General features: G+C 28.5%; 14 protein-coding genes and 1 tRNA gene. 3 read left to right on the top strand and 12 right to left on the bottom strand.

What is annotated here, in order from left to right:
- Positions 1–17: 17 nt before the first annotated feature.
- The 3 genes from AC5YGC_RS00255 to AC5YGC_RS00245 are packed head-to-tail and all read left to right on the top strand — an operon-like array spanning position 18 to position 3,318.
- Positions 18–545 (top strand): DnaJ domain-containing protein, encoded by a 528-nt coding sequence (locus tag AC5YGC_RS00255; RefSeq protein WP_496139665.1) that lies wholly within the window; start codon positions 18–20, stop codon positions 543–545.
- Positions 535–1,509: a cobaltochelatase subunit CobS gene (cobS, locus tag AC5YGC_RS00250; protein ID WP_496139664.1), complete on the top strand. Its 975-nt coding sequence runs from the start codon at positions 535–537 to the stop codon at positions 1,507–1,509. The genes AC5YGC_RS00255 and cobS overlap by 11 nt, the downstream gene beginning before the upstream one ends.
- On the top strand, positions 1,510–3,318 hold the full coding sequence (locus AC5YGC_RS00245; RefSeq protein ID WP_496139663.1) for a cobaltochelatase CobT-related protein: 1,809 nt from the start codon (positions 1,510–1,512) through the stop codon (positions 3,316–3,318).
- Here AC5YGC_RS00245 and AC5YGC_RS00240 read toward each other — a convergent pair.
- The 12 genes from AC5YGC_RS00240 to rpmI form a co-directional block, all read right to left on the bottom strand.
- A complete protein-coding gene (locus AC5YGC_RS00240) occupies positions 3,315–4,595 on the bottom strand; it encodes an ActS/PrrB/RegB family redox-sensitive histidine kinase (protein ID WP_496139662.1) in 1,281 nt (426 codons plus the stop codon). The two genes, AC5YGC_RS00245 and AC5YGC_RS00240, sit on opposite strands and share 4 nt — an antisense overlap.
- Positions 4,596–4,597: 2 nt before the next feature.
- Entirely contained in the window at positions 4,598–6,655 is a 2,058-nt protein-coding gene (locus AC5YGC_RS00235) for a DNA gyrase subunit B (protein ID WP_496139661.1), read from the bottom strand.
- A gap of 96 nt (positions 6,656–6,751) precedes the next feature.
- Positions 6,752–7,579: a glycosyltransferase family 17 protein gene (locus AC5YGC_RS00230; protein WP_496139660.1), complete on the bottom strand. Its 828-nt coding sequence runs from the start codon at positions 7,577–7,579 to the stop codon at positions 6,752–6,754.
- A gap of 329 nt (positions 7,580–7,908) precedes the next feature.
- A tRNA-Ser gene (locus tag AC5YGC_RS00225) sits at positions 7,909–7,998 on the bottom strand.
- A gap of 79 nt (positions 7,999–8,077) precedes the next feature.
- Positions 8,078–8,821: a putative 2OG-Fe(II) oxygenase gene (locus AC5YGC_RS00220; protein WP_496139659.1), complete on the bottom strand. Its 744-nt coding sequence runs from the start codon at positions 8,819–8,821 to the stop codon at positions 8,078–8,080.
- A 3-nt stretch (positions 8,822–8,824) separates the two neighbouring features.
- The gene (locus tag AC5YGC_RS00215; protein WP_496139658.1) at positions 8,825–9,601 is read right to left on the bottom strand and encodes a hypothetical protein; all 777 of its coding nucleotides are present in this window, start codon (positions 9,599–9,601) and stop codon (positions 8,825–8,827) included.
- 5 nt (positions 9,602–9,606) lie between these two features.
- A complete protein-coding gene (locus AC5YGC_RS00210) occupies positions 9,607–10,512 on the bottom strand; it encodes a glycosyltransferase (protein WP_502314019.1) in 906 nt (301 codons plus the stop codon).
- A gap of 7 nt (positions 10,513–10,519) precedes the next feature.
- Positions 10,520–12,328 carry a translation elongation factor 4 gene (gene lepA, locus AC5YGC_RS00205; RefSeq protein ID WP_496139656.1) on the bottom strand — a complete coding sequence of 603 codons (1,809 nt, stop codon included), beginning with the start codon at positions 12,326–12,328 and terminating at the stop codon, positions 10,520–10,522.
- A 2-nt stretch (positions 12,329–12,330) separates the two neighbouring features.
- Entirely contained in the window at positions 12,331–14,739 is a 2,409-nt protein-coding gene (gene pheT / locus AC5YGC_RS00200; RefSeq protein WP_496139655.1) for a phenylalanine--tRNA ligase subunit beta, read from the bottom strand.
- Positions 14,736–15,803 carry a phenylalanine--tRNA ligase subunit alpha gene (gene pheS / locus AC5YGC_RS00195; protein WP_496139654.1) on the bottom strand — a complete coding sequence of 356 codons (1,068 nt, stop codon included), beginning with the start codon at positions 15,801–15,803 and terminating at the stop codon, positions 14,736–14,738. The genes pheT and pheS overlap by 4 nt, the downstream gene beginning before the upstream one ends.
- A 43-nt stretch (positions 15,804–15,846) precedes the next feature.
- Positions 15,847–16,203, bottom strand: a complete 357-nt coding sequence (gene rplT / locus AC5YGC_RS00190; protein ID WP_168606836.1) for a 50S ribosomal protein L20 — start codon at positions 16,201–16,203, stop codon at positions 15,847–15,849.
- A gap of 1 nt (position 16,204) precedes the next feature.
- On the bottom strand, positions 16,205–16,411 hold the full coding sequence (gene rpmI, locus AC5YGC_RS00185; RefSeq protein ID WP_006997462.1) for a 50S ribosomal protein L35: 207 nt from the start codon (positions 16,409–16,411) through the stop codon (positions 16,205–16,207).
- Positions 16,412–16,451: the final 40 nt, after the last annotated feature.

Raw genomic sequence — 16,451 nt, 5'->3', positions numbered from 1 at the left:
ATTTATTACTATATAGCATGAAAAATATTTGTGATTGGAATAATTGCTTTGATACTGGTGAATATAAGGCACCAATTGAGAAAGATAATAGCAAACGCTACAGGCTGCTTTGCTTGCCTCATGTTAAGGAATTTAATAAAAATTGGAATTATTTTAAGGGAATGGATGATGAACAGGTATTTGATTTTTTAAAGTCTGATATGACGTGGCACAAACCCACTCAAAGCTTTAGCTCTTCAGATAACTTTTTTAAAGTTTTATGGAATAATACTTTAAAAGATGAGTTTGATAAGACTAAACTTAGAGGTGAATATAATCATATGAATCAATTCAAATTTGATGCTAATGATATTAAAGCTTTTAGTATTCTGGGTGTTTCAGTTGGCCAAAAATGGGAGCAAATACAAGATAAGTTCAAAACTCTTGTCAAAAAATTTCACCCTGATATTAATTTGGGAAATAAAGAATACGAAGAAAAACTTAAATTAATTACTTTAGCTTATACTCAGCTAAAAAATACTTATAAGGAAAAAATTGACACCTAATTTAAACATACAGCCAGACATTAAGATGTCTTTAAAACAAAGTTTTGGAATTGACTCAGATATGGAGGTTGATGCTTTCTCTAAAAAAAGCGAATACGTTCCTGAAATAGATAAAAATTATAAATTTGATAGAGACACTACTCTTGCTATCATATCAGGCTTTGCTTTTAATAAGCGTGTCTTAGTTCAGGGTTATCATGGTACAGGAAAGTCTACTCATATTGAGCAAATTGCAGCTAGATTAAACTGGCCTTGTATTAGAGTTAACTTAGACAGTCATGTAAGCAGAATTGATCTTATTGGAAAAGATGCAATTGTTGTAAAAGATGGCAAACAAATTACAGAGTTTAAAGAAGGTATTTTACCTTGGTCTATTCAAAATCCTGTTGCACTTGTTTTTGACGAGTATGATGCAGGAAGACCGGATGTGATGTTTGTTATTCAGAGGGTATTAGAGGCTGAAGGAAATTTCACTCTTTTAGACAAAAATAAAGTTATAAAACAAAATAAATTTTTTAGATTATTTGCAACTTCAAATACAGTTGGTTTAGGGGATACAACTGGATTATACCATGGCACTCAACAAATAAATCAAGGACAGATGGATAGATGGAATATTGTTACATCTCTAAATTATCTTAGTCTCGATAGAGAAATGGAAATCGTTCTCGCCAAGAATAAAAATTTAAATAATCCAAAAGGTAAAGAAAAAGTATCTAACATGATTAAAGTTGCATCTTTAACTAGAAAAGGCTTTATAGCAGGAGATATATCAACAGTAATGAGCCCAAGAACAGTACTTCATTGGGCTGAAAATACTGAAATTTTCAAAGATACAGGTTATGCTTTTAGAGTTACTTTTTTAAATAAGTGTGACGATATAGAAAAAAATACAATAGCTGAATATTATCAGAGATGTTTTGGGGAAGAGTTGCCAGAGTCGATGGTTAATATTCAGATCTAAATGAGCTCAAAAGAAAATAATTTTAAAGAGCAATTTAAACAAGCTTTAATTTCTACTGCTAAAGTAATTTCTGAAGATTACAAATTGGATATTAAAAAATTAGACAAAAATTTAAGTAATAAGAAAACTGATTTTTTTGATATAACCAATTTATCAAATAAAAATGATTTTGTTAGACTAAGAGCAGAAACTGATTCAGGTGCCTTAAAGAAAAAATTTTCTAATAAAGAAATATTTAACAAAAACCTACCTAATAATCCTTCTTGTAAATCTTTATATGATATTGCTGAAAAAATTAGGTATGAACTTCTTGGTGGCAAAATGCTCAAAGGAATTGGGAAAAATTTAAGTGAAAACTATAGTCAAAAAATACTCTCCAATCATAAAGGGCAATTAAAAAAGAAAGAAGACGTTCCAGTGACTGAAGCTTTTGAACTATATATGTTAAATAAATTCTTTAAATTAAAGCTCAACGATGTGTCTGAAAAAATGTTAGGTTTTTGGAAAAAAGAATTTGACGAATCAATTGATAAACATTTTGATTTTTTAAGTAAAAATTTGGAGGACCAAAATAATTATAGTTTGAAATTTTCAGAAATTTTAGAGAGTATGGATGTATTTGCTTCAAATAATGAGGAGAATAATGAAGAAAATGATGAACAAGAAAATGAACAAGACAATGAATCTGAGAACGATAATGACGGTCAGTCTGATGACAAAGAGGAAGAAAGTAAACAAGATGATAGTCAGACTAATTTAGATGCTGGTTTTGATCTTAGCGATCAACAGATGGAAGAACAATTAGAGGATTCAGACTCTTTAAAAGAGAGCACAGAAAATGTTTTACAAAAAACAAATATAAATAATATTGATCAAGATTATAAGGTATTCACCACAGAATTTGATGAAATTGCAAAAGCTGAAATACTAGAAGACATAAAAGAAACTCAAAAGTTAAGAAAAAATTTGGATCAGCAACTTGTGGGATTTCAAGATCTGATTACTAAGCTTGCTAATAAACTACAAAGACAACTACTTGCAAAACAAAATAGAGCCTGGGAATTTGATTTAGAAGAAGGTTTATTAGACAGCTCAAAATTAACTAGAATAATTATGGATCCTTATAATTCTTTATCCTTTATGAAAGAAAAAGATCTTGATTTTAAAGATACTATAGTAACTCTATTAATAGACAATTCTGGGTCTATGAGAGGTCGACCAATAACAATTGCAGCACTTTGTGCGGATATATTATCTAGAACCTTAGAAAGATGCTCTGTAAAAGTCGAGGTTTTGGGCTTTACCACAAAAAATTGGAAAGGTGGTAAAAGTAGAGAAGCTTGGACTAAAAATGATAAGCCAAAAAATCCTGGAAGATTAAATGATTTAAGACATATAATTTATAAAGATGCAGACACACAGTGGAGAAAGGCTAAAAACAATATAGGTTTAATGCTTAAAGAAGGATTGTTGAAAGAAAATATAGATGGAGAAGCTATTTCGTGGGCCTATAATAGAATTAAAAAGAGAAAAGAAGAAAGAAAAATACTCATGGTTATTTCTGATGGTGCTCCAGTTGACGACTCAACTTTATCAGTAAATTCTGGAGATTTTTTAGAAAAACATTTAAAGAGGATGGTTAAATTTATAGAAACTAAGAGTGATGTTGAAATTTTAGCTATCGGTATTGGGCATGATGTTTCTCGATACTATGATAAGGCTATTAAGATAACAGATGTACAAGAACTTGGAGATGTAATGGTTTCTCAATTGAGTGGCTTATTTGAAAATAAAAAGAAACTACACTAAAGTTTTAAAAGGTCTTCATTCTTCCATTTAATACTGACTTCAGCCCCACTTCTTGTTTGAGAATTTCTACATAAAATATTTGCATAATTTTTTTCAAGTAGAGTTTTGCCTATAAAAATCCCAAGACCTAATCCAGATTTTGATTTTATTGAAGACTTAAAAGATTTAATATAGGGCTCTCCAATTTTACTCAAGACATCTTTTGGATATCCCTCTCCATCATCTTCAATCATAACTTCTGTTAAATCACTATCACTTTTTATATTAATAAAAATTTTATTTGCAGAAAACTTATTTGCATTACCAATAAAATTTCTTAGACCATAAACAATTTCTATTGATTTAGTTATATTTAGTGGATTTGAATTTTGATCATAATTAACAATAAATTCTTTCTTGCTTGTTTGTTGGAATGATTTGACTATTTCACCCACATAGTCTGCCATTGTTAAATCACCATCAATAAAATCATCTTCAATAATCGGGTTTAATGTTAATTTTTTTAAAATCTCACTACATCTCTCTAATTGACTGGATAATAGCTCAATATCCTTTTTAACATCTTCATTATCTTTAAATTGCTCTAGTAAATCAGTAGAAATAATCTTCATTGTTGAAAACGGTGTACCTAATGAATGTGCGGCAGCAGCAGCTTGTCCGCCTAACGATAATAACTCATGTTCTTTGGACATAATTTCTTCCATTTTATTTAGTGCCTCTTTCCTTATTCTAGATTCCGTTCCAAAGGTTAAAGCAAAATAATTTAAAAAAATTAAAGCAATAATTAATGCTATTGGAATTGAATAATAATAATAACTGTCTACATGAAAATGTTCGCTAACTGGATAGGGTAAAGGTTGATTAAAAAAAGTAAGAAAAATAATCACTAAAACTGTGAAGCTGACTAACAATAGATTACTTCTAAAACTTAAATTAGATGATGAAAATATAGCTGGAATAATCAAAAAAATTGAAAAAGGATTTATAATTCCACCTGTTAAATAAATCAAACAACTCAGTTGCAGAATATCAATAAATAAAAAAAGAAATGCGGTTTTATCTAATAGCTGAGTGTGCTTATTAATATAGATTAAATAAAGATTACTTAGCACTCCAATTAAAATTATTGAATTTTCTAAAATTAAATTAAATTTAAAATCAAATACAAAATAAATAAGATTAATTGTTATAAGTTGACCAATAATAGCAATCCACTTTAGATTAATGTAAGTCGATTTTTTTAATGAAAAATATTTTGAAGTTTCGAAAAACTTCATTATTAAATATCTAGATTTTGAACATTAATTGCATTTGAAACAATAAAATCTTTTCTTAATGCAACATCATTACCCATTAATGTGTGAATTAAATCTTGATCTTTTTTTGTATCTTTTGAGTATTGTACTTTTAATAAATTTCTTGTTTCGGGGTCTAACGTAGTATTCCATAGCTCTTCTGGGTTCATCTCTCCTAATCCCTTAAACCTTTGAATACTCATTCTAGATTTTTCATCTTCATAAGCCATAGTAAATTCTTTTGTTCCTTTTTTAATTTTTTGCAATTCTTTGTTATTCTTTAAAATATAATCTTCCAACTCTTTTTCATCTTTTATATAAATGCCTTTTGTTCCTTTATTGATCTTGAATAAAGGTGGCTGTGCAAGATAAACATGTCCATTTTCAATTAGTTTATTAAATGGTTTGTTATTAAAGAATGTTAGCAACAATGCTCGTATATGAGAACCATCAACATCGGCATCAGTCATGATAATAATTTTTCCATATCTTAAGTCTTTCAAGTCAATATCTTCAACTTTTGGATCAAGGCCAAGTGCATTAATTAAGGTCACAACCTCATTAGATGACATCATTTTTGCTAAAGATTTTGTTCTATGTTCGCTACCATCTCTATTGCTATTTTTTTTAAGAACAATCTCTTCCACATAAGTATTAAGAATTTTACCTCTAAGGGGTAAAACGGCTTGATTTGACCTATTTCTTCCCTGTTTAGCAGAACCACCAGCAGAATCTCCCTCAACGATAAATAATTCTGTTCCTTCTTGTTTGCCTATTTGACAATCTGCTAATTTTCCAGGCAATCCACTTAATTCCAAAGCACCTTTACGTCTAACATTTTCTCTAGCTTTTCTAGCAACATCTCTTGCTAGAGCTGCCTGCATTACTTTAGCTAAAATAACCTTTGATAAAGATGGGTTTTGATCAAACCATATTGAAAGTTTTTCACTAACAATGCTTTCCACAATCATTCTAACTTCTGATGAAACAAGCTTGTCTTTTGTTTGAGAAGAAAATTTAGGATCAGGTATCTTTGCTGAAATTACACATGTAAGACCTTCTTTAATATCGTCTCCTGAAATAGTTAATTTGTTTTTTTTTAATAAATTATGTTCTGTAGCATATTTATTAATTACTCTAGTAAGGGCACTCCTAAATCCTAATAAATGGGTACCACCATCTTTTTGATAAATATTATTTGTATATGGATAGATATCCTCTCCATAACTTGCATTCCACTTCAAAGAGCATTCAATTTCTATATTGTTTTTTTTTCCTTCAATATAAATTGGCTTCTTAAATAAATCATTTCCTGTTTTATTTACAAGTTTTTCTCTTTTTTCGTCTAAAAAATCAACAAATTCTAAAACTCCTCCATCAAACTTAAATACAATTATTTTTTCTTTTTTTTGATTTAAATCATTAACTGTTATCTTTATTCCCTTGTTCAAAAATGCAAGTTCACGCATTCTTTTAATAATTATATTTGGAGTAAATTTTATTGAAGAGAATATTTCTTTTGATGGTAAAAATGTTATTTGTGTTCCGGTTTCTTTTGATTTTCCTATAACTTTAAGAGGTGCTTTTGAAGCCCCATCTTTAAATTCCATAAAATATGTATTTCCATCTCTATCTATTTCTAACTTTAATTTTTCAGATAATGCATTTACAACTGAAACTCCGACACCATGTAATCCACCCGATACTTTGTATGAGTCGTGATCAAATTTGCCTCCAGCATGAAGCTGAGTCATAATAACTTCTGCAGCAGACATTTTTTCACCCTTATGCATATCAACGGGTATTCCTCTACCATCATCTCTAACTGTAATAGTTCCATCAGAATTTATTTTAACGTCTATATTTTTACAGTGTCCTGCTAAAGCTTCATCTATTGAGTTATCAACAACCTCATAGACCATATGATGCAAACCCGTACCATCATCGGTATCACCAATATACATTCCTGGTCTTTTTCTAACAGCTTCAAGACCTTTTAAAACTTTGATGGAGTCTGCTTGATATGTGGAGTTATTTTTCATAATTAATTGAAAGAAATTGTAGTTTTATATCATTTTTATAATAATAATCACAAACAATTCATTCCGTCCATTACACTTCAAAAGTTGATTTAACGTTTAATCGATGTCTAACAAACTTCTATATTTATCAATATTTTCTACCACATAAGTGGGGAGGTTAACTTTATTAATAGAGAGTTTATTTAATTCAATTTTTTGCTTGATTTCAATAGGTTTTAGTTCATCAATACATTTCTCAATATAGTTATCATTATTTACAATGGGATTATTTAATTCTGTATGTGCAAAACTATTTAATTTATTTTTTATAAAGTCTAAATTTCCTAGCCAAGTAAAATGCCACCCACCACTATTAATAATTTTGAAATTTCTTTCATAATTAGTTGAAAACAATAATTTATCCAATCTATAAAGCTTATATCTTTTATGTGTTTTTAAATTTCTTAACCATTGCGGGCTTTTTAAAAACTTTTTTTGACAGGCTCTTGTTCCATGCCAGGTTGTTGTTTTTGCTCCAAAATTTAGTTTATAAAAAAATAATCTTTGATTAAATACAATTATTTTTTCATTATAATTACTGAAGTTGATATTTTCTAAATTTGGAATTTCATCGAGATCAGAAATCAATATAATATCATCTTGCTTAGCATAATTTAAACAATTTGAAATATAGTTTCTTTGATAGTTTTCTTTTTGCCAAGGGCTTAGCCCTACTGGAAAACTATTAATTTTTTTATATATAATTTTTTCTTTAAATTCTGGATATTTACTGATTTCGAATGTGGTATTTTTTTTATTACCTGAATGTGTCTCTTCACTTTCTATAATAACAAAGTGATCCACAAATTTATTTAACACATTAAATCTTATTTCTAACAATTTTTCTTCATTGTTAAACATAAAACAATCAAAAATTTTATTCATAATTATAAATATTAATAGAAATAACAAGCTATATATTATATTTTTACTTTTTAAAAATACAAAAAATTTATTTTATGCTTTATATACACATGGGTGCAGGTGTCAGAAATTTAGATTCTAAAGCAAATAAGTTAAATATAAAAAATTAAATTATCAATCGTTAAAATGGTAATGGTTATTCTTATTGTGGATCAGAATATGATCATAATAACTTTGATTACATATTCAAAAAAAGGATATTATTTAATAAAATATTTTCAAGAGTACTTTTTTTAGTAAATATAAAATATTTGAATATTTTTAATAAACTTTTATTCAAAGAATAATGATGGCGGAGAGAGTGGGATTCGAACCCACGGTACCTTTAACAATACACATACTTTCCAAGCATGCGCCTTAAACCGCTCGGCCATCTCTCCATTAATTTATTTAACTTAACACAATTACTTAAAATTGATTCATAAACCCCCATAAAATCTCAAATACCCAAATTTAAATTTAGAAAATTAAATCAAAAGGCAAAGAAATTCTATCAGTGATATTTGGATCTTTGTTTTTAACACTATGCTCTAGATATGAATTAAAAATTATAAGATCATTGTTTTTAGGGTTAAATAAGTATTTATCACCAGTAAATGTACTTTTTTCAATTTTATTTAAATTTAGATTGTACTTATAAATATCCATTTCTTCTAATGGGTTAAATATTTCCAGTCCAGAGTTAGAACTGTTGATGTTTACTTTTAGATAAAGGACTCCTGACAAGTCAGAGTCAAAATGACTATGCTTATTTATAATACCTGATTGTTTTGTTATTACAAACCACATTTTAATAAGGTTTATTTTTTTTGAATTAAAAATATTAGCTACATTTTTACTTATAAAATTTTCTATACTTGTGGAAATATCTATAAATTCTTTTTTTTTATTTAAATTATGTTCAGATTGAAAAATATTTTTATGACCATCGTTGGTAAATTCGTTTATATCAAATAAATTCTCATAGTTATAAATATTATCTATAATATCTTTAGTTTCAAAATCATGATTAAGAATAAATATTTTTGGTCTATAAAATGCTGTTAATAAATCTTTATCAAAATATCTTTTTCTTTTTTTGAAAAAATTATAAAAAGAAGTTCTTTTTTTTTCTTTTTTTGAAAATATTGAAATGAGTTTTGAAAAATAAACAGCTAATCTAAAAAAATTATACAAATATAAGAATTTTGGAAAGTTTATCACTTGCTATTTATACCAATTTTTATCTAAGAATTTTTCACTGACACTATTAACTGTTTTACTATCTAGTTTATGTGGAAGTATAGAAAACTTTGAAGAAAAATTTTTGACTCTATTTTTTCTAATAAAAGTTATTTCAATCATGTCTGGCACTAGATAATCACTAATTTTTTTAATTTTGCTAATATTATTTATATGTAAATGGCAGACATAAAAATAATTATTCAATTTAGTGATTATTTTATCAAAGAGGTTCAAAAATATATCATTACGCAGATTTCTTAAATCATGAAATTCAATTACTAAAATTCTTACTTTTTTTAAATTTTCCTCTGAAATATCAATTAGGCTAGCATACTCATCACCCTCAACATCTAATTTTAAAATTATGTCTTTATCAGCTTGTATTATCCAGTCATTAATAGATATTTCTTGATTACTGGACACTAAGCCTAATTTTTTTTTTAAAAATAAAGCTTTACTTGGCAATATAGTTTTTTCTATTTCATTAAAATCTAGCATGTTGGATTTGATTAAATATCTTGTTTCTAAATCTTTTTCGAATTGAGTCAAAAAACCTACCCCTGCAGAATAATTTTTATCAATATCAACAAAATCATCAGGCACTAAATATCCTCCATCATTTTTTTCACCCAGTCTTATTAGTTGAGCATCAATCTCATAGGGTAATAATTTTTTTAAAGTCTTTGAAATTTTTTCTTTGGATGATTTTTTTTCTATATACATTTTAAAAATATCAAAAAATTTTTCTTTTAAGTTCATTATCTTTAATATTTCACTCTATAATTTGCTTTTTTAATAAAAATATAATTTAGACAAGCTGTAAATCTTGTAAAGCTTCTAATATAATTTTTTTTACGCTGTAGTAAGAAATTAATAATAAGTTTAATAAAATATTTTAAAAACATTCTTAAAAAAAATAAGTAAAATGTTGGTCTTGTACTAAATTTATCCTTAAAATATAATGATGACCAACAAAAGTGCCAATTTCTAGATTTATCTATCTTTTCTCTATTTTTTTTTTTGTTTGAACTAAAACCTAAATGATGAGCAATTGATTTTTTAATTTTCATAATTGAGTATCCCTTTTTTCGTAATCTTAAGCATAAATCTATATCTTCATGATATGTGTATATATTTTCATCCCACCCATTGATCTTTTTGATGATTGATTTTTTTATTAACATTGCCGTTGCATTTACAGCTTCGACACAAATATCACCTGAGGGAAGCATACTAACTTTTTTTGGTCTTCTTTTATTTTCTAATTTTCCTGACTTTGATAAACTCAAATCTAAATAATCATATTGACTATATTTTTTTTTTTCAAACAATAATGGAGAAATAATACCTACTTTAGTATACTTTTTTTGTGCCTTAAGAAGATTTATTATTGAATTTTTTTCAAAGCAAACATCTGGCTGCGTGATTAATATATTTTCATTTTTAGACTTTGCTAATGCAATATTAAACGACTTTGATAAACCTACATCCCCTACTTTATAATGTTTGATTTTATATTTTTGTAGTTTTATAATTTTTTCTAATTCTGAGTCATTCCCATTGTCTATAATGATTATTTCGGAGCTCTGTGGCAATGATCCTAAACATTTTTTAATTATATTTCCTGGATAAAATGTTGGTATTACTATTGTTAGCTTTGAGAGTGACATAAATAAGTTAACTGTCTTTATTTATTTTTAAAACACCAATAAATGCTTCCTGAGGTATCTCAACTTTTCCAAATTGTTTACCTCTAGCTTTTCCTTTTTTCTGCTTATCTAATAATTTTCTTTTTCTGTCTCTAGCACCACCGCCATGAATTTTTGTTAAAACATCTTTTTTAAAACCCTTAATAGTTTCCCTTGCTATGATCTTTCCTCCAATTGCTGCCTGAACTGGTATCATAAAATTATGTCTTGGAATTAGATCTCTTAATTTTTCACAAACTTCTCTTCCAACCGTTTGAGCAAAATCTTTGTGAACCATCATTGATAATGCATCAACTGGTTCAGCATTAACTAGTATTCCTAATTTTACTAAATCTCCTTCTCTATGACCTATAATTTCATAGTCAAAACTTGCATAACCGCTAGTCATTGATTTAAGTCTATCATTAAAATCAAAAACAACTTCGTTTAAAGGAATTTCATAATTCAAAACTGCTCTATTACCTGAATAACTTAAGTTTGTTTGTACTCCTCTTTTATCCTGACAAACCTTTATAATTGCTCCTAGATATTGATCTGGTGTAATAATTGTTGCTTTAATCCAGGGTTCTTCAATAAATTTGATTAGAGTAGGCTCTGGTAAACTTGAAGGGTTTTGTAACTCTATTATCTCCCCTTTGTTCATGTGAACTTTGTAAACTACCCCAGGTGTTGTGGTTAATAAATTTATGTCAAATTCTCTTTCTAATCTTTCGGTTATAATTTCTAAATGTAAGAGACCTAAAAAACCACATCTAAAACCAAGGCCTAATGCAGATGAAGATTCTGCCTCATATGAAAAGCTAGCATCATTTAATTGAAGTTTACCCAAGCCATCTTTTAATTTTTGGTATTCAGAACTATCTACAGGGAACAATCCGCAAAATACAACTGGCTTACTTGGTTTAAATCCTGGAAGCGCCTCTTGAAGTGGTTTGGTTGCATCACAAATAGTATCTCCAACTTTTGTTTCTGATAAAATTTTTATTCCTGTCGTTATAAAGCCAATTTCTCCTGCATTTAATTCATTAACATCCGTTGCTTTTGGAGTAAATACACCTACTTTTTCAATTATGTATTCTTGTTTAGTAGACATCATTTTGATCTTCATATTTTTAGAAATTTTTCCGTTAATAACTCTAACTAAAATAACCACTCCTAAATAAGTGTCATACCAACTATCAACCAATAAGCATTTTAGATCTGCATCTTTTTCTCCTTCTGGGGCTGGTAGTGACACAATAATTTGTTCTAGAATATCTTCTATGCCCTCACCTGTTTTTCCAGAGCAAGGTATGGCATTTTCAGTATCAATACCTATAACTTCTTCTATTTCTTGTTTTGTTTTTTCTAAGTCTGATGCTGGTAAATCAACTTTATTTAGGACGGGTACTATCTCATGTTTGGTGTCTAAAGCTTGATAAACATTGGCCAATGTTTGAGCCTCTACACCTTGAGTACTATCAACAATTAAAATAGATCCTTCACATGCATACAGAGATCTACTAACTTCATAGCTAAAATCTACATGTCCTGGAGTATCAATAATATTTAGAATGTATTCTTTTCCATCTTTTGCTTTATAATTAAGTTTAACTGTTTGAGCTTTAATAGTTATTCCTCTTTCTCTCTCAATATCCATTGAATCTAGAACTTGCGCCTTCATCTCTCTTTCAGTTAGACCACCACAACTATGAATTATCCTATCTGCGATTGTCGATTTGCCATGATCAATATGCGCAATGATTGCAAAGTTTCTGATGTGATCAATTTTTGTCATGATTATGATCTAATCTTAGCACCAGTTTTGGATTCAACAGCTGAAATAATAAGTTGATTAATTTTGTTTAAATCACCTTCTGTCAATGTTTTTTCCAAAGATTGAATAATTACATTTAATGCAATTGATTTTTTGCCTTCAGGAATATTGGTTCCTTCATAAACATCAAATACTTTGACAGATTTTATTAATTCTTTGTCTACATTGGAGATGATTTCAATTAATTCTTGAACTTTAAAATTTTTATCCAAAACAAAAGCAAAATCTCTCTCTGATTTTTGAAAATCTGAATATTTGTACTGAGTTTTTTGATCTTTTAATGATTTTTTTGGTTGCTTTAAATTATCTAAAAATATTTCAAAACCCACTAATGATTCAACCTTAATATCTAATTTTTTTAATATACCTGGGTGAATATCACCAAAAAAAGCTACTACTTTTTCTTTACCTTTGTTAAGAAATATTCTTCCTGATTTTCCAGGGTGATAATAACTAGGTGTTTCATCATCAATATAGAGTTTGTCTTTATTATAACCTGCTTCAACTAAACTTTTGATGACATCACTTTTAACATCAAACACATCTACTAATCTTTCTTTTTCCAGCCAGCTCTGCCTAGCCAATTTTCCTGATTTTAATCCAGTAGCTACAGTTTGTTGCTCACCTGGCTCAGATCCTAAAAAAGTTGGGCCTATTTCAAAAAATGACAAATCTTTAAATCCTCTTCCTAAATTCTTATTCAAATGGATAATTAAATTAGAAAAAATTGAACTTCGCAAAACGTTCAAATCAGAACTTATAGGATTAATTATTTTAATTTCTTTGTTATTTTCAATGAATAGCTGATTAATCTTACTATCAGTAAAAGACCATGTGATAGCCTCAAAATAGCCCTTAGAAGCAATAGATCTTTGTAAAAAATGAAATAACTTTTGTTTTAAATTTAATGTTTGTTTTTTTCTAACTTTTTCAGGTTCTATAATTTTAATTTGATCATAACCCTTAATTCTCACAAGTTCTTCTACCACATCAACTTCTTGTGAAATATCTGGTCTCCAAGATGGTATAACAACATCAAGCAGTCCTTTGTTTTCTTTTATTTCAAATCCTAGGTTATCTAAGATTGTGACCATTTCTTTTGTGTCGATATTAAACCCAGTAATTTTTTCAAACAAAGAAGGATCAAATTTTAATGATTGTTTTTTAACATCTTCAGTTTTTTGAATATCAAATTCACTAACTACACCACCACATATTTCTTGTATTAAGCTAGCTGCTTTTTCAAGTCCCTGGTCAATTGATAATGGATCAATACCTCTTTCAAATCTAAATTTTGCATCTGTGTCTATATTCAAGATTTTAGATGACTTTCTGATTGATCGTGGGCTAAAGTAAGCAGACTCAATTAATACATTTTTTGTATCCAGCTCAGTTCCAGTTCTTGTGCCTCCTATTATGCCACCAAGACCTAATACACCTGACGCATCTGATATGACACACATCTCATCCTCTAATTTATACTCCTTATTATCTAATGCTTCGAATGTTTCACCTTTTTTAGAATTTCTTACAACTATTCCTTTATCTATTTTATCAATATCGTATGCATGAAGTGGTCTATTTAAGTCAAACATTACATAATTTGTAATATCAACTATTGCCGAAATAGGTTTTTGGCCTAAAGAAATTATTTTGTCTTTTAACCACTCTGGACTTTCAGTATTTTTTACCCCTTTAATTAAACAACTACCAAAGGATATGCATGCTTGATTTTTTTCATTTTCAATTTTTACACTAATTGTTTGTTTATTTTTTTTATCAAGTTTTTTTTCTTTTTGATTTATTAATATTCCCGCACCAGCTGCAGCTAAATCCCTTGCTATTCCTCTTACACCTAAACAATCTGCTCTATTTGGTGTAATGGAAATATCAATTACATTTAAATTTTTTTTCGGAAAATAATTTTCTCCTACTTTTTTATTATATTTTTCTGGCAAAAGCTCTGTTATACCATCACTTTCATTTGATAGATTAAGTTCAGATTCTGAACAAAGCATTCCATATGAGGTTACACCTCTTATTTTACTTACCACCAATTTCATTTGGCTTTTTGGTACTACAGCACCAGGAGGAGCATAAATAGTTAATAAACCCTCTTTAGCATTTGGAGCTCCACAAACAACTTTTACTGGTTTACCTGAACCTATATCAACATCGCATACTCTAAGCCTGTCTGCATTAGGATGCTTTTCAGCCTTCAAAATTTTGGCAATTACAAATTTATCAAGCTCTCCTGATTGAGTATCAACACCCTCTACTTCTAAACCAATATCTGTAAGTTTATCGATGATTTGATTTTCATTAAGTTTGGTATCTAAATGATCTTTAAGCCATCCTGTTGTAATCTTCATCGGCTTAAGCCCCTATAGTTTGTTGGGACATCTATTGGATCAAATCCAAAATGATTTAGCCATCTATAGTCACAATCAAAAAAGGCTCTTAAATCATTAATGCCGTATTTTAACATTGCGAGCCTATCTATTCCTATTCCAAATGCATAACCTTGGAATTCATCAGGATTTACTTTAACATTTTTTAAAACATTGGGATGAACCATTCCGCAGCCTAAAACTTCTAGCCATTTATCACCTTCCCCAATTACTATTTTTCCATCTTTTATTTCATAACCAATATCAACTTCTGCAGATGGCTCTGTAAATGGGAAATGACTAGGTCTAAATCTCATTTTAATTTTATCAACTTCAAAAAACTCTTTAATAAAATAATTTAAGCATCCTTTTAAGTGCCCCATATTAATATTTTTATCGATATGCAGACCCTCAACTTGATGAAACATTGGTGTATGGGTTTGATCGCTGTCAGATCTATATGTTCTGCCAGGTGCTATTATTTTAAAAGGTGGTTTATCATTAAGCATTGTTCTAATTTGAACTGGAGAAGTATGGGTTCTTAATAAAAGTTCTTTTGTATCATCTAGATAAAAAGTATCATGCATATCTCTTGCAGGATGGTTATCAGGCGTATTTAATGCAGTAAAATTATTATATTCATTTTCAACATCTGGTCCTTCTTCTACGCTAAAACCAATTTCTGAAAAAATTGAAGAAATTTCATCTATGACTTGAGATACGGGATGAATTTTTCCCTGAACAAAAGGTCTTTCTGGTAAAGTTATATCTATTTTTTCTTTTTCTAACTTTTTGTTAATCTCTTTTGTTTCAATATCGTTAATTTTTGTAGTAATCAAATCTTCGAGTTCATTTTTGACTAAGTTTAAATCTGATGCAAATTTTTTTCTTTCATCTTCTTCTAATTTTCCAAGCTGTTTAAATTGTGAGCTGATTAACCCAGTTTTACCAAATAGTTCTGTTTTAATTTGATTAACTTGATTTAAATCTAAATTCGCTTTTAACTTTAAAAGAAATTCATCTTTTATTTTTTTAATATCAGACATATTGAGAGATTATTTCTTCACCGAAGAAAAACAATAGTGAAGATTAATTTAGTGCCGATTGAGCTTTTTGAACGATCGTTTTAAAGGCTTCTGGGCTATCGTATGCTATTTCAGCTAGTATTTTTCTATCTAACTTAATTCCACATTTAGTTAAGCCATTAATAAATTTTGAATAAGTTAATCCTTCAGATCTAACACCTGCATTAATTCTTTGTATCCATAAAGATTTGAATTCTCTTTTTTTAGTTCTACGGTCTCTGTAAGCATATTGCATAGCTTTTTCCATGGCTTGCTTTGCAACTCTTATAGTATTTTTTCTTCTGCCCCATTGACCTTTGACAGCTTTTAAAACTTTTTTATGTTTAGCGTGACTTGTTACACCTCTTTTTACTCTAGCCATTTTATCCTCTTAAACTGTAAGGCATGTATGATTTAACTATTTTGCCATCTTGTTTTGACATAGCAGTCGTGCCTCTTAATTTTCTAATTTGTGAATTTGTTCTTTTTATCATGCCATGTCTCTTTCCAGCTTGAGCCATCATAACTTTTCCTGTAGCTGAGATCTTAAATCGTTTCTTTGCTGAACTTTTAGTTTTTAATTTTGGCATAATTCTGCGGACTTATACAAATATTGGAATGGATTTACAA

It is taken from the genome of Candidatus Pelagibacter sp. uisw_138, assembly GCF_059512485.2.
The sequence above is the reverse complement of the archived record's forward strand: the minus strand, read 5'-3'. Positions and strand labels throughout refer to the sequence as shown.